Annotated in this window: 18 protein-coding genes, 1 other RNA gene, 1 pseudogene and 1 riboswitch; of the genes and pseudogenes, 4 read left to right on the forward strand and 16 right to left on the reverse strand. The window is 64.7% G+C overall.

Translation table 11 applies throughout. The features are described from left to right. The first annotated feature begins 11 nt into the window (after positions 1 to 11). Together ACE191_RS06080 and ACE191_RS06085 are read left to right on the forward strand one after the other, a co-directional pair. On the forward strand, positions 12 to 1,433 hold the full coding sequence (locus ACE191_RS06080; RefSeq protein ID WP_400191294.1) for a DUF7033 domain-containing protein: 1,422 nt from the start codon (positions 12 to 14) through the stop codon (positions 1,431 to 1,433). A gap of 3 nt (positions 1,434 to 1,436) precedes the next feature. Further along, the gene (locus ACE191_RS06085; RefSeq protein ID WP_400191295.1) at positions 1,437 to 2,918 is read left to right on the forward strand and encodes a polysaccharide biosynthesis C-terminal domain-containing protein; all 1,482 of its coding nucleotides are present in this window, start codon (positions 1,437 to 1,439) and stop codon (positions 2,916 to 2,918) included. Here ACE191_RS06085 and ACE191_RS06090 read toward each other — a convergent pair. From ACE191_RS06090 to ACE191_RS06115, 6 genes are all read right to left on the reverse strand, one after another. Next, positions 2,834 to 3,910: a hypothetical protein gene (locus ACE191_RS06090; RefSeq protein WP_400191296.1), complete on the reverse strand. Its 1,077-nt coding sequence runs from the start codon at positions 3,908 to 3,910 to the stop codon at positions 2,834 to 2,836. The two genes, ACE191_RS06085 and ACE191_RS06090, sit on opposite strands and share 85 nt — an antisense overlap. 398 nt (positions 3,911 to 4,308) lie before the next feature. Continuing rightward, positions 4,309 to 5,790: an amino acid permease gene (locus ACE191_RS06095; RefSeq protein ID WP_400191297.1), complete on the reverse strand. Its 1,482-nt coding sequence runs from the start codon at positions 5,788 to 5,790 to the stop codon at positions 4,309 to 4,311. 395 nt (positions 5,791 to 6,185) lie between these two features. Continuing rightward, positions 6,186 to 6,278, reverse strand: a riboswitch (SAM riboswitch). Positions 6,279 to 6,355: 77 nt separating this feature from the next. Further along, positions 6,356 to 7,102 (reverse strand): EcsC family protein, encoded by a 747-nt coding sequence (locus ACE191_RS06100; RefSeq protein ID WP_400191298.1) that lies wholly within the window; start codon positions 7,100 to 7,102, stop codon positions 6,356 to 6,358. Between the two features lie 122 nt (positions 7,103 to 7,224). Continuing rightward, on the reverse strand, positions 7,225 to 7,758 hold the full coding sequence (locus tag ACE191_RS06105) for a hypothetical protein (protein ID WP_400191299.1): 534 nt from the start codon (positions 7,756 to 7,758) through the stop codon (positions 7,225 to 7,227). Between the two features lie 51 nt (positions 7,759 to 7,809). Further along, positions 7,810 to 8,856, reverse strand: a complete 1,047-nt coding sequence (locus tag ACE191_RS06110; RefSeq protein WP_400191300.1) for a Gfo/Idh/MocA family protein — start codon at positions 8,854 to 8,856, stop codon at positions 7,810 to 7,812. A 120-nt stretch (positions 8,857 to 8,976) separates the two neighbouring features. Then, entirely contained in the window at positions 8,977 to 10,155 is a 1,179-nt protein-coding gene (locus tag ACE191_RS06115) for a DegT/DnrJ/EryC1/StrS family aminotransferase (protein ID WP_400191301.1), read from the reverse strand. 196 nt (positions 10,156 to 10,351) lie between these two features. Here ACE191_RS06115 and ACE191_RS06120 point away from each other — a divergent pair, with 196 nt between their 5' ends. After that, complete coding sequence (locus ACE191_RS06120) at positions 10,352 to 11,269, forward strand: hypothetical protein (protein WP_400191302.1); 918 nt, start codon at positions 10,352 to 10,354, stop codon at positions 11,267 to 11,269. A 148-nt stretch (positions 11,270 to 11,417) separates the two neighbouring features. On the opposite strand, the gene ACE191_RS06125 is transcribed toward ACE191_RS06120, so the two are convergent. The 6 genes and pseudogenes from ACE191_RS06125 to ACE191_RS06150 form a co-directional block, all read right to left on the reverse strand. Continuing rightward, positions 11,418 to 12,311 carry a glycosyltransferase family 2 protein gene (locus tag ACE191_RS06125; RefSeq protein WP_400191303.1) on the reverse strand — a complete coding sequence of 298 codons (894 nt, stop codon included), beginning with the start codon at positions 12,309 to 12,311 and terminating at the stop codon, positions 11,418 to 11,420. Positions 12,312 to 12,602: 291 nt separating this feature from the next. Continuing rightward, positions 12,603 to 13,127 (reverse strand): annotated as a pseudogene (locus ACE191_RS06130) (cell division ATP-binding protein FtsE); the annotation flags it as partial. Positions 13,128 to 13,341: 214 nt separating this feature from the next. Further along, positions 13,342 to 13,545 carry a fructose-6-phosphate aldolase gene (locus ACE191_RS06135; RefSeq protein ID WP_400191304.1) on the reverse strand — a complete coding sequence of 68 codons (204 nt, stop codon included), beginning with the start codon at positions 13,543 to 13,545 and terminating at the stop codon, positions 13,342 to 13,344. Between the two features lie 91 nt (positions 13,546 to 13,636). Then, a complete protein-coding gene (gene fsa / locus ACE191_RS06140) occupies positions 13,637 to 14,293 on the reverse strand; it encodes a fructose-6-phosphate aldolase (RefSeq protein WP_400191305.1) in 657 nt (218 codons plus the stop codon). Between the two features lie 101 nt (positions 14,294 to 14,394). Then, positions 14,395 to 14,492, reverse strand: an RNA gene (ffs, locus tag ACE191_RS06145) — signal recognition particle sRNA small type. A gap of 67 nt (positions 14,493 to 14,559) precedes the next feature. Further along, on the reverse strand, positions 14,560 to 15,285 hold the full coding sequence (locus tag ACE191_RS06150; protein ID WP_400191306.1) for a hypothetical protein: 726 nt from the start codon (positions 15,283 to 15,285) through the stop codon (positions 14,560 to 14,562). A gap of 197 nt (positions 15,286 to 15,482) precedes the next feature. On the opposite strand from ACE191_RS06150, the gene guaA reads away from it, so the two are divergent. Further along, entirely contained in the window at positions 15,483 to 17,015 is a 1,533-nt protein-coding gene (guaA, locus tag ACE191_RS06155) for a glutamine-hydrolyzing GMP synthase (RefSeq protein WP_400191307.1), read from the forward strand. 77 nt (positions 17,016 to 17,092) lie between these two features. Here guaA and ACE191_RS06160 read toward each other — a convergent pair whose 3' ends face one another. From ACE191_RS06160 to ACE191_RS06175, 4 genes are all read right to left on the reverse strand, one after another. Further along, complete coding sequence (locus tag ACE191_RS06160) at positions 17,093 to 17,443, reverse strand: hypothetical protein (RefSeq protein ID WP_400191308.1); 351 nt, start codon at positions 17,441 to 17,443, stop codon at positions 17,093 to 17,095. 33 nt (positions 17,444 to 17,476) lie between these two features. Beyond that, positions 17,477 to 18,583: a PepSY-associated TM helix domain-containing protein gene (locus ACE191_RS06165; protein WP_400191309.1), complete on the reverse strand. Its 1,107-nt coding sequence runs from the start codon at positions 18,581 to 18,583 to the stop codon at positions 17,477 to 17,479. A 34-nt stretch (positions 18,584 to 18,617) separates the two neighbouring features. Continuing rightward, entirely contained in the window at positions 18,618 to 21,002 is a 2,385-nt protein-coding gene (locus ACE191_RS06170; RefSeq protein WP_400191310.1) for a TonB-dependent receptor, read from the reverse strand. Between the two features lie 120 nt (positions 21,003 to 21,122). Further along, entirely contained in the window at positions 21,123 to 22,922 is a 1,800-nt protein-coding gene (locus tag ACE191_RS06175; protein WP_400191311.1) for an ABC transporter substrate-binding protein, read from the reverse strand. Positions 22,923 to 22,924 lie beyond the last annotated feature (2 nt).

Below are 22,924 nucleotides of genomic sequence, written 5' to 3' on the forward strand. Positions count from 1 at the left end.
ACTTTCGCTGCATGAGCCTCCCCGCTGATAGGTCTTCCCTCCCGCCGCTGCAGGCTTCCCCGGTTTCGGCTGATACCCGGCTTACGTATGTGCTCCGGCATTTTCACCTGGCCTACGCAACCGAAGACGCGCTGCCGACGATTGGCTACGCCGCCACGCAGCCCAACATCGAAGTAGCCGACGCGGCCGGGGCGTTCTTCGAGCAGGTTAATCCGTACCCGCCGGAGCCGAGCTGGCGCGACTGGCAAGGCCGGACGCTGCCGTTCTTTTTCGACCCGCACCCGGCCGGCCCGCTGCTGACGCTGTTGCCCGGCCGGGCCGAAATCCACGCGGACATCATTTCCGCGGCCTTTTACCTACTCAGCGGCTGGCAGGAGTATTACTCGGATGAGCGCGACCAGCACGGCCGCTTCCCCTACTCGGCCAGCGTGCAGCAGCGCTACGGCTTCGTGGCGGTGCCGGTGGTCAACTACTATTTCGACGTGCTGCGCGCTGCCGTGGAGCACGTCACGGGTCGGCAGATGCGCCCGCGCCACTGGAAGGCTGACGCGCCCTTCGCCGCCTTCGTCAGCCACGACATCGACAACCTGCGCAGCGCCTGGAAGGAAACCGCCAAGCAGGCGTTGCGGCGGCGCGACTGGCTGGGTTTCGGCCGGCAGCTCTGGCAGCACCTCACCCGCCCCGACGCCTGGGACAACCTGGCGCAGGTACAGCGGGCGGTGGCCGAATACGAAGCCGTCAGCACCTTCTTCTTCATTCCGCAGCACCGCCCGGCGGCCAACGGTACCCCCAACGCGGATTACTTCCTAACCGACTACACCCCGGAAATCAACCAGCTGCTTGCCGCCGGTGCCGAAATCCAGCTGCACGCCAGCATTGGCACTTCCGCTGACTCGAAGCGCCTGGGTGAAGAAACTCAGGCCATACCCCGCGGTGCCGACTCGCCGGCCGGCATCCGCTTTCATTACCTGTACTGGGAACCGCGCCGCACCCCCGCCCTGCTCGACGGCTGGGTCTTCGATTACGACTCCACCCTGGGCTTTGCCGAGCACTTCGGCTTCCGCAACTCGTACTGCCTGCCCTTCCATCCGTTCGACTTCGAGCAAGGCGGCTGCCACAACTTCCTCGAAATCCCGCTGAACCTGATGGATGCCACCCTGCACCACCCCCGCTACCTGCAGCTGGCGCCCGAGGAAATCATGCCCGCCATTGAGCCCATGCTCGGGGAAATCGAGCGGTTCGGTGGCGTATTCTCGCTGCTCTGGCACAACGAAAACTTCGACCCGGCCAACCACCGCAACGGCCCCCGGGAGTTCCACCGCATCATGGCCTACCTTCGCAGCCGCCGCGCCGCGTTTCTCACCGGGGCCGAACTGGTAGCCCGCACGAAAGCGGCCGCCACCGACCACTCGCAACCGACAACCGATAACTAGCATTTGGGCATCGTTCAGCGGCAGGGGCTGCGCAATACCATCATTTCCTACGTCGGGCTGGGCCTGGGCTTCGTCAACACCGCCTTTGTGCTGCCGCGCCTGCTCGGTCCCGACCAGATTGGCCTCACCCGGGTGCTGGTGAGCATTGCCACCATCTACGCCCAGCTGGCTGCGTTTGGCTTCGGCAGCGTGGGCATCCGCTTCTTTCCCTACTTCCGCAACCGCGAGGTTGGCCACCACGGCTTTCTGCCGCTGCTGCTGGGCCTGCCCATGCTGGGCTTCGGGCTCGCGACGGCCCTCTACGTGCTGGGCCGGCCGCTCATTCTGCGCCAGTACGCCCACGACGCGGCCCTGCTCATGCCCTACTACTTCTGGGGCATCGGCCTGGCGTTTTTCACCCTGCTCTACAGCTTGCAGGAAGCCTACCTGCGCGCCCTGTTTCACTCCTCCTTCACGGCCTTCGTGCAGGACATCCTGCAGCGCCTGCTCACCGCTGCCGCCGCCATCTGCTACGGCCAGGGACTTATCGACTTTCACCAGTTCGTGCTGGCCTTCATGGGCCTCTACGCGCTCAACTCCCTGCTGGCCGCGCTCTACCTGGCCTACATCGGCGAGCTGCACCTGCGCCCCTCGGCCGCGGCCTGGCAGGTGCGGCCCCTGGGCGAGCTGCTGCGCTTCGGTGGCTTTGCCCTGCTCTCCAACGTCTCGGGAACCATCATCAGCTCCATCGACGCGCTCATGGTCGGCTCGGCTATCAGCCTGCGGGCCACCGGCATCTACACCATTGCCTTCTTCATCAGCACGGCCCTCACCATTCCGTTTCGCTCGCTCAACAAGATTGCCTTCCCGCTGCTGGCCCAGTACTGGAAGGATAACGACCTGCCGCGCATGGCCGCCTTCTACCGCAGCACCACCCGCCTGGGCACCGTGCTGGGCTGCTACCTGGCCCTGGGCATCGGCCTCAACCTCGACTTCATCTACGCCCTCATCGGCAAGCCCGAGTACGCCGCCGGCGCCACCTCGGTGCTGCTGCTGCTGCTGGGCCGCCTCATCGACGGCATCACCGGCGTCAACGGCCTCATCGTCGTCACCTCCCCGCGCTACCGCTTCGATCTGCTCTTCAACGTGTCCCTGGCCGTGCTCACCGTGGCCACCAACGCCTGGCTGATTCCCCGCCTGGGCATCACCGGGGCCGCCCTGGCCACGCTCCTGTCCATGACGGCCATCAACGTGGCCCGCACCTGGTTTGTGTGGCAGGCCTACCGCATGCAGCCCTTCGACGGGCGCATTCTGCTGGTGCTGGCCCTGGCCACCGCCGCCGGCCTGCTGGCCTGGCTGGTACCCCCGGTACACTCCCCCCTGGTCACCATGCTGCTGCGCGCGGCCGTGCTCACCGCCGTCTACGCCCCCCTGGTGCTGGCCACCGGCGTCGCCCCCGAAGCCCGTGCCCCCCTGCAAAAATTCCTGGCCCGCCTGCGGCGGTAGGTGTTCGTTGCCAGTTGCCAGTTGCCAGTTGCCAGTTGCCAGTTGCCAGTTGCCAGTTGCCAGTTGCCAGTTGCCAGTTGCCAGTTGCCAGTTGCCAGTTGCCAGTTGCCAGTTGCCAGTTGCCAGTTGCCAGTTGCCAGTTGCCAGTTGCCAGTTGCCAGTTGCCAGTTGCCAGTTGCCAGTTGCCAGTTGCCAGTTGCCAGTTGCCAGTTGCCAGTTGCCAGTTGCCAGTTGCCAGTTGCCAGTTGCCAGTTGCCAGTTGCCAGTTGCCAGTTGCCAGTTGCCAGTTGCCAGTTGCCAGTTGCCAGTTGCCAGTTGCCAGTTGCCAGTTGCCAGTTGCCAGTTGCCAGTTGCCAGTTGCCAGTTGCCAGTTGCCAGTTGCCAGTTGCCAGTTGCCAGTTGCCAGTTGCCAGTTGCCAGTTGCCAGTTGCCAGTTGCCAGTTGCCAGTTGCCAGTTGCCAGTTGCCAGTTGCCAGTTGCCAGTTGCCAGTTGCCAGTTGCCAGTTGCCAGTTGCCAGTTGCCAGTTGCCAGTTGCCAGTTGCCAGTTGCCAGTTGCCAGTTGCCAGTTGCCAGTTGCCAGTTGCCAGTTGCCAGTTGCCAGTTGCCAGTTGCCAGTTGCCAGTTGCCAGTTGCCAGTTGCCAGTTGCCAGTTGCCAGTTGCCAGTTGCCAGTTGCCAGTTGCCAGTTGCCAGTTGCCAGTTGCCAGTTGCCAGTTGCCAGTTGCCAGTTGCCAGTTGCCAGTTGCCAGTTGCCAGTTGCCAGTTGCCAGTTGCCAGTTGCCAGTTGCCAGTTGCCAGTTGCCAGTTGCCAGTTGCCAGTTGCCAGTTGCCAGTTGCCAGTTGCCAGTTGCCAGTTGCCAGTTGCCAGTTGCCAGTTGCCAGTTGCCAGTTGCCAGTTGCCAGTTGCCAGTTGCCAGTTGCCAGTTGCCAGTTGCCAGTTGCCAGTTGCCAGTTGCCAGTTGCCAGTTGCCAGTTGCCAGAGTGTACTTCATCCGGCCCCGAAAAGCGAAAAACCAACAACAAAAAACCAACAACCAACGCTAGGCTCCCCCTCTCCCCCGGAGAGGGGGCCGGGGGGTGAGGCCACCGGGGCCGGGGTCCCACTCCTTCCGGCCCCCGCCCCAGTCCTTCCGGGTCCCGCCTCAACCGTTCCGGGTCCCGCCGCAGTCGTTCCGGCACCGGACGCAATCGTTCCGGCCCTCGCCCCACTCGTTCCGGGTCTGGTTTCAGTCGTTCCGGCACCGGACGCAATCCTTCCGGCACCCGCCGCAGTCGTTCCGGCACCGGTCACACTTTCTTCCTGCCGCGGAATCCTATTACCCCCCTGAAAAAGCCAACGACCCGCCACCCGTCAGGGGTAGCGGGCCGTTGGCCTGAGGTGCCGGCTGGCTTAGCCCAGCCCCGTGCCCGGGGCTTCCACCGTGGGGTCCACCGCCAGGCCCTGGCGCAGCTTGCTGTGCTTTTTGCCGTAGGCGTAGTAAATCACCAGGCCCAGGGCCAGCCAGATAAACAGGCGCAGCCAGGTATCGGCGGGCAGCGAAAGCATCATCACCAGGCAGGTCACAATGCCCAGCACCGGCACCACCGGCACCCAGGGCGTGCGGAACGAGCGCGGCGCGTTCGGCTCCCGCTTGCGCATAATCAGCACCCCCACGCACACCATCACGAAGGCCAGCAGGGTGCCGATGCTGCACATCTCGCCCACCACCCGAATGGGCACAAAGCCCGCAAACAAGCTGATGAACCCGCCCAGCAGCAGGTTCGAGCGGTGCGGCGTCTGAAAGCGCGGGTGAATCTGCGAAAACACCCGCGGCAGCAGCCCGTCGCGGCTCATCGAGAAAAACACCCGGCTCTGGCCCAGCAAATCCACCAGTATCACCGAGGTGTAGCCGATCAGGATGGCCAGGATAATGGCCGAGCTCAGCCAGGCATAGGGCGTTTGCTCGATGGCAATGGCCACCGGCGCGGCGCTGTCCTTGAATGCGGAGTAGTGCGCCAGCCCCGTCATCACGTGCCCAAACAACATGAAAAGCACCGTGCACACCAGCAGCGAGCCGATGATGCCGATGGGCATGTTGCGCTGCGGGTTCTTGGCTTCCTGCGCCATGGTGGCCACAATGTCGAAGCCGATGAACACGAAAAACACCACCCCGGCCCCGCGCAGAATGCCGCTCCAGCCAAACTCGCCAAACACCCCGGTGTTCTGCGGAATGTAGGGCTGGTAGTTGGCCGGGTCGATGTAGCGCCAGCCCAGCGCAATAAACACCAGTACCACCGACACCTTCAGGGCCACCACCACCGCGTTGAACCAGGCCGAGCCCTGGGTGCCGCGCACGATGATGGCCGTAATGGCCAGCACCACCAGCATGGCCGGCAAATTCACCAGCCCGCTCACGGTGCTGCCGTCGGCCAGCACGCTCGTCTCGAAGGGCGAGGCCACCAGTTGCGGCGGCAAGTGCAGCCCGTAGTTGCCCAGAAACTTCACCAGGTACTGCGACCAGCTGATGGCCACCGTGGCCGCCCCCACCGAGTACTCCAGCACCAAATCCCAGCCGATAATCCAGGCAAACAGCTCGCCCATGGTGGCATACGAGTACGTGTAGGCCGAGCCGGCCACCGGCACCATGGCCGCAAACTCGGCGTAGCACAGGGCCGAAAACGCGCAGCCCACCGCCGCCACCACAAACGACAGGGTCACGGCCGGCCCGGTGTGGTTGGCCGCCGCAATGCCCGTGAGCGAAAACAGCCCCGCCCCAATGATGACGCCCACCCCAATGGCAATGAGGTGAAACGGTCCCAGGCTGCGCTTGAGGGTGTGCGCGCCCGTCTCCGCGGCCTCGCGCCGCAGCAATTCCAACGATTTTGTCAGCATACAACTAGGTGCGCCCGCGCCCCTGCCGGGGCCGGCCGCCAATACGCGCCGCGCCGCCCGCCCAGGCTGCCCGCAGCAGCCCCGGCCCAACGGCCCCGCGCCACCCGACGCACGGCGCCGGGCCTGGGTGAGAAAAAGAAAACACTGGGGTGGCTCGGCGGCGTGGTGCCCCGACGTTGGAGTCGGGGCAATACTAAACGGCCCGGTCCCTGAATCGGGGCCTCCGCCAAAAAACCGAGGGAAAAGCGCCTACGCGCTCAAGCGGGCTAACAACAACAGCAACAAGCCGCCGAAGTCGGGCCGGCAGCCGCCACGGGGGCTACCAGGTGAGCCGGGGCCCCGCCGGGGCCCGGAAAGAATGCAAACGGGGAAAGCAAAGCGCCCACAGCAACTTGTTTTTATCTGGTCAGGACTTGGCACCGTTCCGGATGCTCCGGGGGGTTGCCGGCGTTTCGCAGAGCCTGTCTCTCCACGCCTCTCTATAAAAACAATCCTTCAACAGCGAAAGAATTGATGCTGCAAAGGTAACCCCCGCCGCCGCGTTTCTGCAAGCCCGGCCACTATGCTATTGCCCGGGCACCGTTTCCAGCCCGCTGCCGGGCCGGGCAAAGTAGCGCAGCCGGTAGCAGTTCATGGCCGTTTCGCCCAGCTGCTCCAGCAGCCGGTAGTTGGCTACCGCCCCCACTGCCGCCCCAATCACCGGCACCAGCTGGGCCATCTTGGCCAGGTCAATGTAGTCGCGGTACTCCTGCTGAAAGCTGCGCCAGTCGAAGGCGTGCACGTCGGTGGGCAGGGTATGGCGGTAGCTTTCCCAGTCGGCCACCCGGCGGTACACCTCGTTGCGGGTGTGCTGGCTGCTGAAGGCGAGCTGGAAGACGTGCAGCAAAAACAGCCGCTCGGTGTAGTCCTTCACATCGTAGCCGTAAAGCGCGGCCACGTCGAACAGCAGCTTGAGCTTGATGCCCAGCAGCAGCGGAAAATCGGCCAGCCCCAGCAGAAAGCCCCCCGCCCCGGTAGCCGCGCCCTCCACCGTGGCCGTGTTGCGGTAGTACCGAATGCGGGTGCGCACGGCCTCCTCGCGTGCCGCCAGCGCCAGCCCCGGCTGCGGCCTACTGGTGGTGTACGTCGAGCCAAACAGCACCCCGCGCACCATCTGCTTGATGGCCGCCGTCAGGGCCTGGTGCACCCGCTCGGGCAGCAGCGCGTTCAACCGCGTCTGCAGGTGCCGCGTGAAGCGGTTCAGCGTCGAGGGCGGCCGCTGCATCTTCTGCTGCCAGGCACGCAGCTCGGCTTGGGGGTCAGTGGGGTACATGGGCAGAGAAACGGCGCTAACCGAATCCGGTTCAGCCAAATAGGTTTGCGGAATTCATTAGCGGGATAAATATGTCGCTTATACACCAGACGATAATTGCGTATAAGTCACTTTGGCTAAATTCATTTATCCACGTTCACAGAGTCAAGAATCATAAAAGTCAAAAAATAGCGCCTTAATTTCTTGAATTTAATTTCATAATACACACGCTCTTTCTTTTCTCCCAGCCAGCTTTTAGCTGTAGGATGTTCAAATGGGTAGTTATCGATTATTATCGTAGCATGTTCGTTTGGGAAATACAAGGCCTTGTATTCACTAACAAGCACCTTCCCGCTCGTCTCAAAATATCGATCATTATAATAAACCCTGACGCTTGTCAAAGAGTCCTCAAGTGCAGGGAAGCTTAGCTGCTTATCAACTGGTCTGATAATAAACGTATCCTTCGGGGTCATCAACTTCATATAAAAAGAACTGTCAACTACACTTTTATCGGCATCTACTGAATCGATTATAACTGTAAGTTGTGATGTCCCAGCTACTTTATCCGTGCTTGATTGCGAGTATTCAGATTGACCTTCACAGGATGTCAGTGCCCCTAAGGCAATAATAGCTATTGAAGCAAAGGAGCAGAAATTGGCAACAGAGAAACCAACCATCTAAATAAAGGTGCGAGCGTGAATGATATTTAAAACCAGGCTCATCAAATTTTATTTAAGGCTATAAATCCGCTCAATAATCTCCACCACCTTCATGCCTTCCAGCGCGTTGGTAGTCGCGAAGCTGCGTTGCTGCACCGTATCCACCACGTTTTCGATGAGTTGCACGTGGTTGGCGGCCGAGCCCTGGTAGGGTCCGTAGTCGTTGGCGGGGTTGGTGGGGGCCAGCTCGGGCAGCTCGTAGCCTTGCACGTGGCAGTACTCCACCTTGTCCATGTACTGGCCCGCAATGCGCAGGCTGCCGTGCTCGGCCACCACCGTAAGCGAGCTTTCCAGGTTCCGGTCCCACACACTGGTGCTGTATTGCAGGGTGCCCGCGCCGCCGCGCAGCAGCTCGAAGCTCACCAGGCCCGAGTCCTCAAAATCGGTCAGCTCCCGGTGGTTGAAGTCGAAGAAACGAGCCTGCACCCGGTGAATGTCGCCGAACACCCAGTACAGCAAGTCCACGAAGTGGCTGAACTGCGTGAACAGCGTGCCGCCGTCCTCGGCCTGCCGGCCCTTCCAGCTGCTACCGCCGCGGTAGTAGCGCGCGTCGCGGTTCCAGAAACAGTTGATCTGCACCAGGTAAATCTGCCCCAGCCGCCCCGAGTCGACCAGCTGCTTGAGCCACTGCGCGGGCGGGGAGTAACGGTTCTGCATCACCCCAAACACCAGCCGCCCGGTTTGCAGGGCCACGTGAATGATGTCCTCGGCGTCGCGCTTGCGTAGGGCAATAGGTTTTTCCACCACCACGTGCAGCCCGTGGCGCAGTCCCTGCATGGCCTGCGGGGCGTGCAGGTGGTTGGGCGTAGCCACCGTCAGCACGTCGGCCGCGGCGGGGCTGCCAGCAGGTGCGGCGGCCAAATAGGCGTCGAGCGACGCAAAAAACGGCACATCGGCAAACTCGGCGGCCAGCTCGGCCTGCAGCTCGGCGCGCACATCAATGAGGGCCACGAGGCGGGCGCCGGGGTGGCGCGCCACCAGGGCCGCGTGGCGGCGGCCGATGTGGCCCACGCCGCAAATAGCAAAACGAACGTCGGGAAACGGGGAATCAGGCAAGGCAACGAAGTATTCGGGGCGGGTAGCAGCCGGCAATATCCGCTAAGTCTGCCGGAACAACCGCATCCGGCGCCATCAAACCCGTGCCGCCCCTCAGCAGTCCTACAATCAGCCGCCGCGCTACTGCCCCGCCTGGTCGAGGTAGGCGCGCACCGCCGCCGCCACGTAGTCCACCTGCTCGGCCGTGAGCTGCGGGTGAATGGGCAGGGAAAGCACCGTGCGGCACAGCGCTTCGGACCGCGGAAACTGCCCCTCCCGGTAGCCCAGGTACTGATAGGCCGGCTGGCGGTGCACCGGCACGGGGTAGTACACCACCGAGGGCACCCCGCACTGCTTTAGATGTTCCTGCAGCCCGTCGCGCCGGGCCGGCGAGGCCAGCGTAACCGTGTACTGGTGAAAGACGTGGGTGCTGCCCGTCTGCCGCGCGGGCACCCGCAGGCCGGGCACCGAGGCCAGGGCCGCGTCGTAGCGGGCGGCCACCTGCTGGCGGGCGGCGGTCCAGGCCGGCAGGTGCCGCAGCTTCACGCGCAGCAGCGCCGCCTGCAGGGTGTCGAGCCGCGAGTTCAGCCCGATGCGCTGGTGCAGGTACTTGCGGCCCCGGGGCTGCCCGTGGTTGGCCAGCTCCTGCAGCTGCGCGGCGTGGGCTTCGGAGCGGGTAAACAAAGCGCCGCCGTCGCCGAGCGCGCCCAGGTTCTTCGACGGAAAAAACGAGGTCGTGCCCACTTCCCCCACCGTGCCGGCGGGCTGGGTGCTGCCGTCGGGAAACTGCCAGGTAGCCCCGATAGCCTGGGCGGTGTCTTCGATCAGGGCCAGCCCATGCTGCCGGGCCAGGGCGCGCAGGGCCGTCAGGTCGGCGCACTGCCCGTAGAGGTGCACCGCCATGATGGCGCGGGTGCGCGGACCGATGGCGGCTTCGGCGGCGGCGGGGTCGAGGTTGAAGGTGAGCGGGTCTACCTCGGCCAATACCGGCCGCAGGCCCAGGATGGCGGCAGCTTCGGCGGTGGCCACGTAGGTAAAGGCCGGCACAATGACCTCGTCGCCGGGCTGCAACTCCAGGGCCATCAGGGCCAGCTGCAGCGCGTCGGTGCCGTTGGCGCAGGGCACCACGTGGGCGCCATCCAGGTACTGGCTCAGCTCGGCAGCGAAGTGCTGCACATCGGGCCCCTGAATGAAGGCGCCTTCCCGCAGCACGCGCTGCAGGGCCGCATCCAGCTCGGGCTGAATGGCCGCGTGCTGGGCGGGCAGATCGAGCAAGCGAATGGGGGCGGGCGAAACCAGACGAGGAGCAGAAACGGGCACGGGACGGGGCTTGAGCGGTGAACGGCCAAAGATAGGGCACCGCGGCTCCGGCCGATGCCCCGCGTTTATGGCCTTGCCGGGTTTCTATATTGCAGCGCGCATATACGCAACCCGCTATGTGCGCCCTGCGTTAAGCCGGCCAAACGCCCCGCTCCTTGCCGCGCGGGGTTTCCTTCCCACGCACACCGTTTTTGCCATGTTTAAGAAAACCCTCACCATTCAGGCCCTGGCCCTGCTGCTGCTCGGCGGCAGCGTGGCCTTTAGCACCTCCAGCTGCTCCGACGCCAACCGCCAGGAAGCCAGCGCCGAAACCGATGCGGCCTACAACGACTTCAAGGACTTCGTAGCCCGCACCGAGGCCGACGTGGAAAAAGCATCGAGCAAGACCGAAGCCCAGTGGACCGACGAAACCGCCCAGCTCAAGAGCGACTACGATACCAAAGTAGCCCTGCTGGAAGCTGATATGTCGAACTGGGACGATGCGCGCAAAACCGAGTATGAGCAGCTGAAAACCCGCTACACTACCGCCTACGACGCCCGCGAGGCCGCCTACCGCGGCAGCATGAGCGCCGGGGGCATGAGCGCCGGCAGCGGCGCCCCCGCCAAGCTGGGCAAGTACTACAAGCCCGCCGCTACCACCCCCTCGGCCGGCCTTACCGCCGCCAATGCCCGCCAGACCTACGAGGACTTCCTGAAGATGGTGAAGCAGAATGAGGACCGCTACGACATCGACGACTGGCGCAACGTCAACGCCGAGTGGCGCGCCCTGGACGAGGCCTACGACCGCGTGAAGGGCGACATCCCGGCCAAAGACCTGGCAGAAATCCAGAAGGAAAAGCTGAAGTACGCGGCCTTTAAGTCCTACGACAAGGCGGAAGCCCGCACCGCCCAGGGCGCCGACGCCGTGTCGGGCGCGGCCAGTGACGTGGAAGCCGGCACCCGCGACGAGCGGCAGGCCGTAGGTACGGCCGCCGCCAACACCGCCTCCGACGTGAAAGACGCCGGCAAATCGGTGGGCCAGAAAATCGGCAACGCCGCCCAGAAAGTCGGCGAGAAAACCAAGGAAGGCTACAAGGAAGTGAAGTCGGAAGTCAAAAACACCGACAACGACTAATCACGGCTTCCTCCGGGTTTTTGGCTACGCCGACCTTCGGTTCAGATGCCCACGGATTTTAGCTTCGCTGACCTTCGGTTGTGGACAATTGTTCGGATTTGAAAAAGCCCCGCCTCGGCGGGGCTTTTTTGTGGCCGTAAGTAGCTGGTTAGCGCCACTCCAGCAGCAGCCAATAGAGCTTCAGCGCGTCGAAGGCGCGCAGGCTGGGGCGGGCCGAAAGCAGGTTGGCTTCGAGCCGGGGGGCGGCGGCTGCCAGGGCGCGGCGGGCGGCGCCAGCCAGACCCAGGCGGCGCAGGCGCAGGGCCGCCTGCACCAGGCGGGTGTCGGCCCCCAGGCCCGCACGGCGGTAGAGCCCGGCCAGGTTGCGCACCGCGTCGCGGGACTTGCGCAGAAACGCCTCGGCCGGCTCCAGCCCGTCGTGGCACACGGGGTTGTCGAGGTGCCGGATGGGCACGGCCGCCTGCCGCAGCAGCCAGCCAAACTGGGTGTCCTCGTGGCCGTAGCGGGTGAGGCTTTCATCGAGTCCGAACCGGCGGAACACCTCGGCGCGGATGAGCAGGTTGTTGATGGTCAGCTGGGCGTAGGGCTGCTGCTGCCGCAGCCGGGCCGGGCGGGCTTCGCGCTGCCGGCCGTAGTGCCAGCGCAGGTACAGCGCCGGCTCGGGGGGCGGCAGGGCTTCGTAGCAGGTGCCACCCACCAGTACCGGCGCCTCAGCCACCGCGGCGGCGTAGCGGGCCAGAAACTGCGCGTCGGGCAGCAGGCTGTCGTTGTCGAGCAGCAGCAGCCAGGGGTAGCGGGCCTGGGCCACCAGGCGGTTGCGCACGGCGGCGCGGCCCACGTTCTGCGGCAGTTCTTCGTACTCCACGCCCTCGAGCCGGGCCAGGGCGCGGTTCTGCTTGCGCAGCGTGGTCGAGCCGTCGTCGAGCAGCCGAATTTCGACGGGGCCGGGCCAGGCCGCAACCTGCGCCAGCAACTGGCCCACCAATTCTTCCACTGCCCGGTTGTACACCGGAATCAGCACCGACAGGCCCGGGGATTTCACTTAACTGATTGTAAATAGGGAACAGAATCCGGGCCGCGGGCAGCGGCCGGGGTGCACCGCCAACATACGGCCGGAAATACGCATTGGATTGGACTTGGGCTGGGTTTACAGCTCCCAGTTGCGGACTTTCAGCTCTTCGCCGTTGATCGAGCTCAGCTGGCCCTGCTCGCACTTGAGCACACGCTTGGGGTAGCGCCGGATGAGCTCGTAGTTGTGGGTGGCCATGAGCACGGCCGTGCCCGCGTGGTTGATTTCCATGAACAGCCGCATGATGCCGTCGGTCACGTCGGGGTCGAGGTTGCCGGTGGGCTCGTCGGCCAGCAGCAGCAGCGGCTCGTTGAGCAGGGCGCGGGCAATGACCACGCGCTGCTGCTCGCCGCCCGAGAGCTGGTGGGGCATTTTGCCGGCCACGCCGCTCAGGCCCACGCGCATGAGCACGTCCTGCACCCGGTTTTTCATCTTCGACTTGTCGCGCCAGCCGGTGGCCTGCAGCACAAACAGCAGGTTCTGGGCCACGCTGCGGTCGTAGAGCAGCTGAAAGTCCTGGAACACGATGCCCAGCTTGCGGCGCAGGTAAGGCACCTGGTCGGCCGAGAGCTTGCGCAGCGGGTAGCCCACCACGGTGCCCATTCCTTCGGGCAGCGGCAGGTCGGCATAGAGAGTTTTCAGCAGCGAGCTTTTGCCCGAGCCGGTGCGGCCCACCAAGTACACGAACTCGCCTTTGCCCACCTCAAACGACACCTTCTGCAGCACGGTGTTCACGTCCTGCATGATGTAGGCGTCGCGCAGTTCGATGACGGCGGGGGCAGCTTCCATGGCGGGTAGGTCTTAGGAACTTAGGGGTTAGGTTTTTACGGGCCAGCAGTGGAAGAGCCGGACGCGGGCTACCGGGGCCAACCCGCAGCGCGCCAGCCGCTAAGAGCCTCCGCCACCGCTTTCCCGCAATGCTGCCTCAGGCATCGGAGCTGACTTTCTACCAGCAGCAATCGGGGTGTCTCAGCGACCCGAAGCCCTAACACCTAAGCCCTAACTAAATAGCCAGCGGCTGCAGCTTGCCGAATTCCAGCTGCTCGATGAGGGCGGCCAGTTCCACTTCCTTGCCTTCGAGGCCGTAGCGGTGCAAATCCTTTAGCGGACGGTCGGCGCGGAAGTAGGCAATGAGCACGAAGTCCTGGTCGCGGAGCTGGATGTAGTCCGGAATCTTGGCCTTGCCTTTGACTTTGATGATGTACATGGGCTGAATGTGGGAAATGTGAAAATGTGAAAAATGTGAAAACGGCTGTTGGGCCCATTCACCACATTTTTCACATTTCACACATTAGCATTTACGCGTTGACTTTCTTGTGGTCGGCCAGGAACTGGGCCAGGCCTTTGTCGGTGAGCGGGTGGTTGAGCAGGCCGGTGATAACCGCCAGCGGGCAGGTCACCACGTCGGCCCCGATTTCGGCGCACTGCAGCAGGTGCGGCACGTGGCGCACCGAGGCGGCCAGCACCTGCGTGGGGTAGCCGTAGTTGCCGAAAATCTGCACGATCTGCTCGATCAGCTGCACGCCGTCGTGGCCGATGTCGTCGAGGCGGCCCACGAAGGGCGACACGTAGGTGGCGCCGGCCTTGGCGGCCAGCAGGGCCTGCCCGGCGGTAAACACCAGCGTGCAGTTGGTTTTGATGCCTTTCTCGGAGAAGTAGCGGATGGCCTTCACGCCGTCGCGCGTCATGGGCACCTTCACCACGATGTTGGGGTGCAGCTCGGCCAGGGCCTCGCCCTCGGTCACCATGCCGTCGAAGTCCACGGCAATGACTTCGGCTGACACGTCGCCGTCAACCATTTCGCAGATCTGGCGGTAGTGGGCCATTACTGCGTCGGTCCCCTTGATGCCTTCCTTGGCCATCAGCGAGGGGTTGGTGGTTACGCCGTCGAGCACACCCAGCTCCACGGCTTCCTGAATGTCCTTCAGGTTGGCGGTGTCAATGAAAAACTTCATCCGAAAGAGAAACGCTTAAAACGAAAACTGCCCCAAAGGTAGCCGATTGCAAACGAAGGCAACGCACCTCGGAGCAACGACCATACCTGGGGCAGGGACAAAAAAAAGCGAACCAGTATCGCACCGCATCAACCGCCTGCCCTTGCTACCTTCCGGTCCTGGGGGAGTTCAGCGGGAGCTGGTCGTACTGATTCGCCGGCACAAAGGTAAGCCGCGGCAGCCGGCTTTTGCAAGCCCGCCGCCGTTTTTTGCGGTTTTGGGCCCAATTAATCGTAGTGCGGCGCCACGCGCAGGGCCAAAGCCAGACTGAACTGGCTGGCGTAGTGCGGGAAAGCGTACTGTTGACCGTCGAGCTCAATTTCCGAAGCTACGTTCAGCAGGCTGCGCTCGTAGCGCCCGGTGAAGGTGACGCGGCCCATGGCCAGCCCGCCGCCCAGCTGCACGCCCAGCCCCGGCCGGCGCATGCTGCGGTCGATGCTGTCGACGATGCGCCGGGCATGGTCCTGCTGCTGCCGCTCGTAGCCGGTGGGAATGCGCTGCGAGAGCACCGGCCCGGCCAGCAGCAGGCCGTGGCGGCCAATGCGCCGGCCCAGCGGCAGGGCCACGTTCAGGCGCTGCCAGTCCTGGGTGGCCTGCATGGTCTGGAAATCGGTTGGGCCCGGGGTGCCCGGCAGCGGCAGCTGGGGCCCCAGCAGGTTGGTGACGTGGTGCCAGGTCTGGCTGCGCGAGTAGCTGAGCTCGGGCTGCACAAACCAGCGGCGCTGGCGGTTGAAGGTGTAGCGCAGCCAGCCGCCCATGCGGAAGCCCATGGCCGGAGTAGTGGCCTGGGGCACCACGCGGTAGTGGCCCACGCGGTAGAGCGGGCGCGGACTGGTTACCCGGAAAAAGTCGTGGCCGATGAGCATGCCGCCCTGCCAGTGCGAGAAGGGCGGCGGGTCGAGGGCGTGGGCAGCGGGGCTGAGGGCAAGCAGGAGGAATAGTAGTTTTTTCAAGCGAAAAGCAGGCAGGCAGTTTGCGGGACGTTGCTTAAAAAAACAAAACCCCGGCCGCTTAGCCAAGCTTCCGACTTCACTTTTAGCGCTTTATTGAATAAATAACGCCCCATATTTTTCCAATCCAACTCCCGGTGGCGGGCCGCTTTCAGCCGGCGCGGGTTGCATGATGGCGCGCGGGCGGCCTACCTTTGCCCATGCCTCAACAGATTCTGATCCTAGATTTTGGGTCGCAGTACACGCAGCTCATCGCGCGGCGCATCCGCGAGCTGAACGTCTTCTGCGAAATTCACCCTTACACGCACGCCCCGGACCTCACTGAGGATATCCGGGGCGTCGTGCTTTCGGGCAGTCCGTGCTCGGTGCGCGACCCCGAAGCACCCAACCCCGACCTGAGCCGGTACCTGGGCCGGGTGCCGGTGCTGGGCGTGTGCTACGGCGCGCAGCTGCTGGCCCAGCAGGGCGGCGGCGAAGTGCTGCCGGCCACCATCCGCGAGTACGGCCGCGCCCGTCTCCACCACATCGAGCAAGCCAGCCCGCTGCTGCGGGGCCTGAACCTGGATTCGCAGGTATGGATGTCGCACGGCGACACGATCAAGACGCTGCCGGCGGGTTACAACATCATTGCCAGCACCCCGGAGGTCGAGGTAGCGGCCTACCACATCCAGGGCCAGCCCACCTACGGCATTCAGTTTCACCCCGAGGTGACGCACTCCACCCAGGGCAAGCAGTTGCTGCGCAACTTCGTGGTCGACATCTGCCAGTGCGCCCAGGACTGGACGCCCGAGCACTACGTGGACACGGCCGTGGCAGCCCTGCAGCGCACCATCGGCGAAACCGACCAGGTGATTCTGGGCCTCTCGGGCGGGGTCGACTCCAGCGTGGCGGCCCTGCTGCTGCACCGCGCCATCGGGCCGCGCCTGCACGGCATCTTCGTCAACAACGGGCTGCTGCGCAAAGATGAGTTCGAGAGCGTGCTGCACTCCTACCAGGGCCTGGGTCTGAACGTGACGGGCGTCGACGCCTCGTCGGAGTTCTACGCCGCCCTGGCCGGCCTCACCGACCCCGAACTCAAGCGCAAGGCCATCGGGCGCACCTTCATCGAGGTATTCGACCGCGAAGCCCACAAGGTGGAAGGCGCCACCTGGCTGGCCCAGGGCACCATCTACCCCGACGTGATTGAGTCAGTATCAGTAAAAGGACCCGCGGTGACCATCAAGAGCCACCACAACGTGGGCGGGCTGCCCGCCCACATGAAGCTGAAGGTGGTGGAGCCGCTGCGCATGCTGTTCAAGGACGAGGTGCGCGAAGTGGGCGAAACCCTGGGGCTGCCCCACCACATTCTGCACCGCCACCCCTTCCCTGGCCCCGGCCTGGGCATCCGCATTCTGGGCGACATCACCCCCGAGAAAGTAGACCTGCTGCAGCGCGCCGACGCCGTGTTCATCGACGCCCTGCGCCAGCACGGCCTCTACGAAAAGGTGTGGCAGGCCGGCGCCATGCTCTTGCCCGTGCAGAGCGTGGGCGTGATGGGCGACGAGCGCACCTACGAGCGGGTGGTAGCCCTGCGCGCCGTCACCAGCGTGGATGGCATGACGGCCGACTGGGCTCACCTGCCCTACGAGTTCCTGGCCGAGGTATCAAACCGCATCATCAACCAGGTGCGCGGCATTAACCGCGTGGTCTACGACATCAGCTCCAAGCCGCCGGCAACCATCGAGTGGGAATAGACCGGCCCAGGCGTTGCGGCGTCTGAAAACCAAGCGCCGCCCGGCCTACCGGGCGGCGCTTGGTTTTGCCTGGAACCTCAGGTGCCGAAGGGGCAGGAAGTGCAACCGCCCGGTAGGTCGTCGTTGAGCGCCGCGTCTGCTGCCAGCAGCAGGGCCGTCAGTTCCAGCAATTCCCACAGTTCCTGCAGCTCCGGGTAGGTAAATACCAACGCCAGCTTGTGAGCATCGGTGCGCACGGCCAGGTAACGCAGGTCGGGGTCGGCGGGTGGTACGGTGCGCTGCCACAGTTCGCCGATGCGGGTCTTGAACCGGGCAAACTCCTCCGTATTGGCGGCCAGGGCCACGGGCCCGACGTTCAGGTACACGTGCCGGGTGCGCAGGCACCAGGCGGTGTAGCCAATGGCGTTTTGATGAAGTAAATGGGCCATACGCACTCGCACTGAAAACCCAAGGAAAGGCTTTTAGGCCACGGCCCGCCGCGGCACGGCCGCCGGGCGCTGGTGCGCGGGGCGCCGCCGGCGCCACCACAGCAGGTAGCCGGTGATGGTAATGACGGCGCTGCTGAGCGCCAGCAGGCTGTAGACGATTTTGATTGGCAGGCCGCCGTACTGACCATAGTGCAGGGTGCGCAGGGCAAAGTCCAGCCGCTCGACCGGCCCCAGATCCTGCTCCCGGAAGGCTTTTTTCACCCGCGCCGGGCCCGCCGCGTTGGCAAACTCAATCTTGGTAGAGGTACTACCCCACAGCCAGCCGCTGCCGGGCGCCCGGCCCAGCACCGTAACCGGCGCGTCGGGCTTGCGCGGGAAATTCAGGCGCACCAGCTCCAGGCCCGGCTCCAGGCGCTGCGCCTCGGCTATCAGCGCATTGAGGTCGGCCGCTACCGGCGGCAATGAGTCCACCTGCTGCTCTTTGTCGGCGCTCAGCAGCTTCTGCAGCTTAAAGGCATCGTAGGTTATCCAGAGGCCGCTGCCGGCCAGCACCACGTTGAACAGCAGCGCCCAGGAGCCCAGCACGCGGTGCAGCCCCGAGGAAGCCGTGCGCCAGTTTTTCCAGCGGATGGCGTTCCGAAACCGCAGGGCGTCGAGCAGGTGCTTGCGGTATACCACCAGGCCCGTCAGGACCGAGCCCAGCAGCGCCAGCGCGAAAATGCCCGCCAGCAGCTTGCCCAGCTCCTTGAGCAGGAAGGTGGAATGCAGGATGATAAGCTGATCGGTGAAGGAGCCGAACGACTTGCCCAGCACCGCGCCCGAGTAGGGGTTGATGAACAGCCGCCCGGGCTCCTGCCCCTCGTAGATGCGGATTTCCAGCGCCTCGTGGGGAGCCTGGGGCACGCGCCGGAACGAGTAAAACTGCGCGGCCGGCTCGGCCGCCCGGGCGCGGCGGTACAGCTCGTGGTAGCTCAGCCGCGTGCCCTTGGCCTCCACCCGAAACAGCTCCGGGTGCAGCACCTCGTTCAGCTCTTCCCGAAATACCATGAGCGCCCCCGTGCCGAAGAACACGAGGATGAAACCGCCGCACACCAGCCCCAGCCAGGAGTGCAGCGTGAACAGGCGGCGCTTGAGGTTCATGGCAGACGGAGAGGAGGTGAGTAAAAGCGCCGGGCTAGTAGGAGTACGCGACGCTCAGGTTGAAGCGGGCGCCGTTGCCGCGGGTGTAGTTGGCAGCGGTGCCGGTAAACTGGGCCAGCGGCGCGTAGTACGCGTTGTTCAGCAGGTTTTCGATGCCCAGCGTGAGGCCCAGCTGTTCACCGAAACGGTAGCTGCTAGTCAGGTTCAGCAGGCCAAAGCTGCGCACGGGGCCTTCGCCCGAGGCGTAGTTGCCGGCGGCGTTGGGGTTGAAGCGCGTGCGGGTGCCCGAGTACACGTAGTTCAAAGCCAGGCTCAGCGGCTCCCAGGGCTGATAGCGCAGGTAGCCGGTGGCCTTGGGCGCCCCAATGCGGTTGCCGTTCAGCCACACGCCCTGGGTTACGTCCTGCCCGTTTACCTTATTGGTAAGGGTGGCCCGGCCTTCCACCCACGACCACGACCCGCCCAGGCTCAGGTTTTGCTGCACCTGCAGATCAGCGGTCAGCTCGTAGCCCCACACCCGTTCGGGGGCACGCTGCGGCACCAGAATGCCGTTGCCCTGGTCTACCAGGTTGGCCCCGAGGTCCGATTTGCTGACGAAGTACACCCCGCCGAGCGTGAGCGGACCCAGCTCACTGCTGAGGCCGGCCTCGTAGTTGCGCACCACAATGGGCTCGGTTTCCAGCAAGGAAAGCGTGTTGGCCCGGGCCGTGCGCAGGGTGCGGCCCAGTTCGTAGAGCGAGAAGCCCTCGGAGTAGCTCACGAAAGGGTTCAGCCACTTGAAGCGGGCGTAGCGCAGGCCGGCGTTGAACACGGCCGTGTTGTACTTGAGCGCGCCCCCCTTCACGGCTACGCCGCCGGTGTAGGTAGCGCCGCTTTGGGTGCGCAGGGTGGTGTAGTCGGGCACTTCCACCCGAATGTTCTCTACCCGCGCCCCGCCCTTCAGTACAAAATGCTCTAGCAAAGTGGCGCGCAGCTGGGCGTAGGGCGCCAGGTTACGCATGCTCATGCGCGGGGTCCAGAGGCGGCCGTCCACCAGGTTCTGGGTGGTCTGGTCGCCCAGCAGATCGAGGCCGTAGGTGGCTTCGGCGCTGAACTGCTCGCCGGTGAGAAGGGGCGTGTTGAGGTTCAGGCGCAGGCCCTTTTTATCGGAGTTGATTTCCGACTGCCCGCCGCCCTCGAAGAAGGTCGGTTCCGCATCGTAAATGGTGCGGAAGTCCTGCCAGTAGGCGGTCAGCTCCACGCCGGTGCGCAGGGGCAGCACTTCCTGGCCGCGGTAGGTCAGGTAGGCGTTGTGGTTGTGGCGGGTGCCTTCGTCCACGCCGGGCCGCTCGCCCTTCACCCCGATGGCCGGGCTCACGCCGTACTTGCCCACCTGGGTCAGGTAGTCGGAGTTCTGGCGCGAGCTGAAGAAATTGTACATCAGCTCCAGACGGTTCTTGTCGTTGAGGTCGTAGCCCAGCTTGCCGAAGCCGTTGTAGGTTTTGGTTTCGCCCAGGCCGTAGCGCGGCGAAATCACCTCCCCTTTGGCGTCTTGGTACACGCCGCTCTGGTCGAAGGTGCAGCTCACCACGTAGTCGAACCGGCCGGGCTTGCCGTACAGCTGCTGGGTGGCGCGGTAGCCCAGGGTGTTGCCGGTGTGCGTGAGGTTGCCGTTCACGCCCAGCACCGTCTGGCCACCGAACTTCTGCCTGGCTACCGGGCGCTTGGTGATGTAGTTGATCAGGCCGCCGTCGGCGCCGTTGCCGAAGATGGCGGTGGCTCCTTTAATGACTTCCACCCGCTCAATCACCGTGGCGTCGAGGGTACGGATGTCGCGGCCGCCGGCGCGCAGCGGGGTGCTCTGCGGAATGCCGTCGATGAGTACCAGCACGTTGCGGCCGCGCAGGGTCTGACCCACGTTGCCGGTTTGGTTGGTAGTCAAACCCAGGCCGGGTACGGCGTTGCCCACCACGGCCGCCAGGTTGTTGGGCGTAGCGGCGGCCTGCAGCTGCACCTCACGGGCGTTCAGGATGGTGGCCGACACCGGCGTTTCCCGGATCGGCTCGGCCCGGCGGCTGGCCGACACGATGACCTCCCCCAGCTGCCGGTTGGTGCCGGCGTCGGGCGCAAGGGTTAGCTCAATGACTTGGGTGCTGCCTTCGGTAAGCGTCACGCTCCGGCGGGCCAGCTGGTAGCCGATGAAGGTGGCCTCAACGGCATACGTGCCGGCCGGCAGGTTCTCCAGCCGAAACGAGCCGTCGGCCGCTGCGGCCGTGCCAAAGCTGGTATTGGCCAATCGCACGCTGGCGCCTGGCAGGGCTGTCGATTGCGCGTCGCGCACCGTTCCGCGAATGATGCCGGTGGATTGGGCCCGGGTAAAAAAGCTGATCAGCAGCCCGCAAAGAGCCAGCAGCAACCGGGGGTAAGCAGGTAAGCGCATGTACGTCTGGTTAAATCCTGTCGGAAGACGCACAAAGGTAGAACCGCCTGCCGGGGTCGGCAAGATTTATATAGAATGATTTTAAATAACGATTAAGCCTCGTAAGCCGCCGCAGTAGGATTAGCGCAGCCCCACGGGGTTCTGCACTTCCAGCTCCAGGCGCTCGAGCTTGGTGATGGGCACATATTGGTTGTCGTGGGCCTGGTTGGGGTAGCCGATGCCCTGGAACACCGTGCCCGACACTGGTCCCGAACCGGCCAGCGGCTGCTGAAACGCCGGGCCGTGCTGGTGCAGCAGCGTGCCGAAGTAATACAGCAGCTCGAAGCCCGAGAAAGCGAATACCGAGGGGGGCAGGTTCAGCTGCTGGGTGTAGAGCTGGCGGAAGCGGCGCACGCCGGGCTGGGTGCCGTCGAGGTACTTGGGGTGCACGAAAAACACTTCCCGCTGATCCAGCTGCCCCAGGCTCAGGCTGGGGTTATCGAGCCAGGAGGCGTAGGCCAGCAGCGGCACGCGCAGCCCCTGGGCCTGCAGGGCGCTGAGCGTAGCCGGACCGGCTTTCTTGGCGTCGGAGGCTACCACCACGTGGCCCGCGCTTTTGGCATCGTAGCCGCCGAAAGCCGCCGCGTAGGCCTCGGGAATTTCCGAGTCGACGCGGCGCAAAGCCAGCACGCGGCCGCCCAGGGCTTCGTAGGCGGTTTTGTAAGCCTGGGCAAAAGCGGTTTCGTCGCGCGAGTCTTCGTGCAATACGATGGCCGGGCCCCCACCCCAGGCGCGATAGGCAAACTCGGCCGCCTGCCGGCCCTGGGTGCTGGTGCTGGGCTCGAACAGATAGTGCCAGGGATTGTCCAGCACCAGGTCACCGTCCTGCGAAAGCGGGTTGACGGTGATGATCTGCCGCTCGCGGGCAAAGCGGGCCAGAATCTTGCTGCCCGACTTGTACACCGGGCCCACAATCAAATCCATGCCGGCCAGCTCGGGCTGGGCCAGCAGCTGCTTGAGCTGTAGGGTGTCGGCGCCGGTGTCGTAGGCGTAGAGATTCAGCGGGCGGCCTTCACGCTGCAGCGAGTCCTGGGCCAGCTTCAGGCCGGCGTACAGGTCGTTGACGAACTGCAGGCGGCGGCGCGTTTCCCAGCTGGGGTCGTTGAACTCGAAGGGCAGCAGCACGGCCACGTTGTAGCCGCTCTTGCGGGCCGGGCGCGGGCGCGGGGTGTAGCGGGTGCGGTCGAGGCCGAACTGCTGCACCACCTGGTCGAGCTGGGGCTTATCGGCGTCGGTGTAGAGGCCGCCGAACACCAGCTGCTCGGCAAAGGCGCGGGCCAGTACCGTGTCCTGGGGGTAGCGGCGCAGCAAATTTTGCCAGAGGACTTTGTCGCGCAGGCGGGGCAGGTAGCTGGCTTTCATAGCCGCCTGCTGGGCGCGCAGCTGCCCGGCCGGAATCTGGTGCAGCACGCGCAGGGCGTTATCGGGTTCCCCCTGCTCAAACGATGCCTGTCCCTGCAGGAAGAAGGCCTCGCTCAATCCCGGCCACTGCGGGTACTCGTTGCGCAGCAAGTTCAGCATCTGCTCGGCCTCGGCCCACTTGCCCGCCCGCCCGGCCGCCACGGCGTACAGGTAGGCCGCCTCGGGCGCCTTGCCGAATTTGGCGGCGGGCACTGTCAGCGGCTGCAGCTCCTGCATGGCCAGCTCGTAGCGGGTCTGGTCGATGAGGGTTTTGCCGTTGCGGTAGCGCAGCTCGGGGTCCGACGAGCCCAGGTTGGCGGGTAGTGCAGGGGCGGGCTTGCTGGCCGGCTTGCCCGCAGCCGGGGCCGGCTTAGCGGCGGCAGGAAGCGTTTTAGCCGCCGCGGGGGTCGCGCTGCTGCCCGCTGGCTTGGCGGTAGTGCCGGTTGCGGCAGGTTTAGCTGCCGGCGCAGGCTTTGTCACCG

It is taken from the genome of Hymenobacter sp. B81, from assembly GCF_044628455.1.
In the GTDB taxonomy this organism is placed as follows: Bacteria; Bacteroidota; Bacteroidia; order Cytophagales; family Hymenobacteraceae; genus Solirubrum.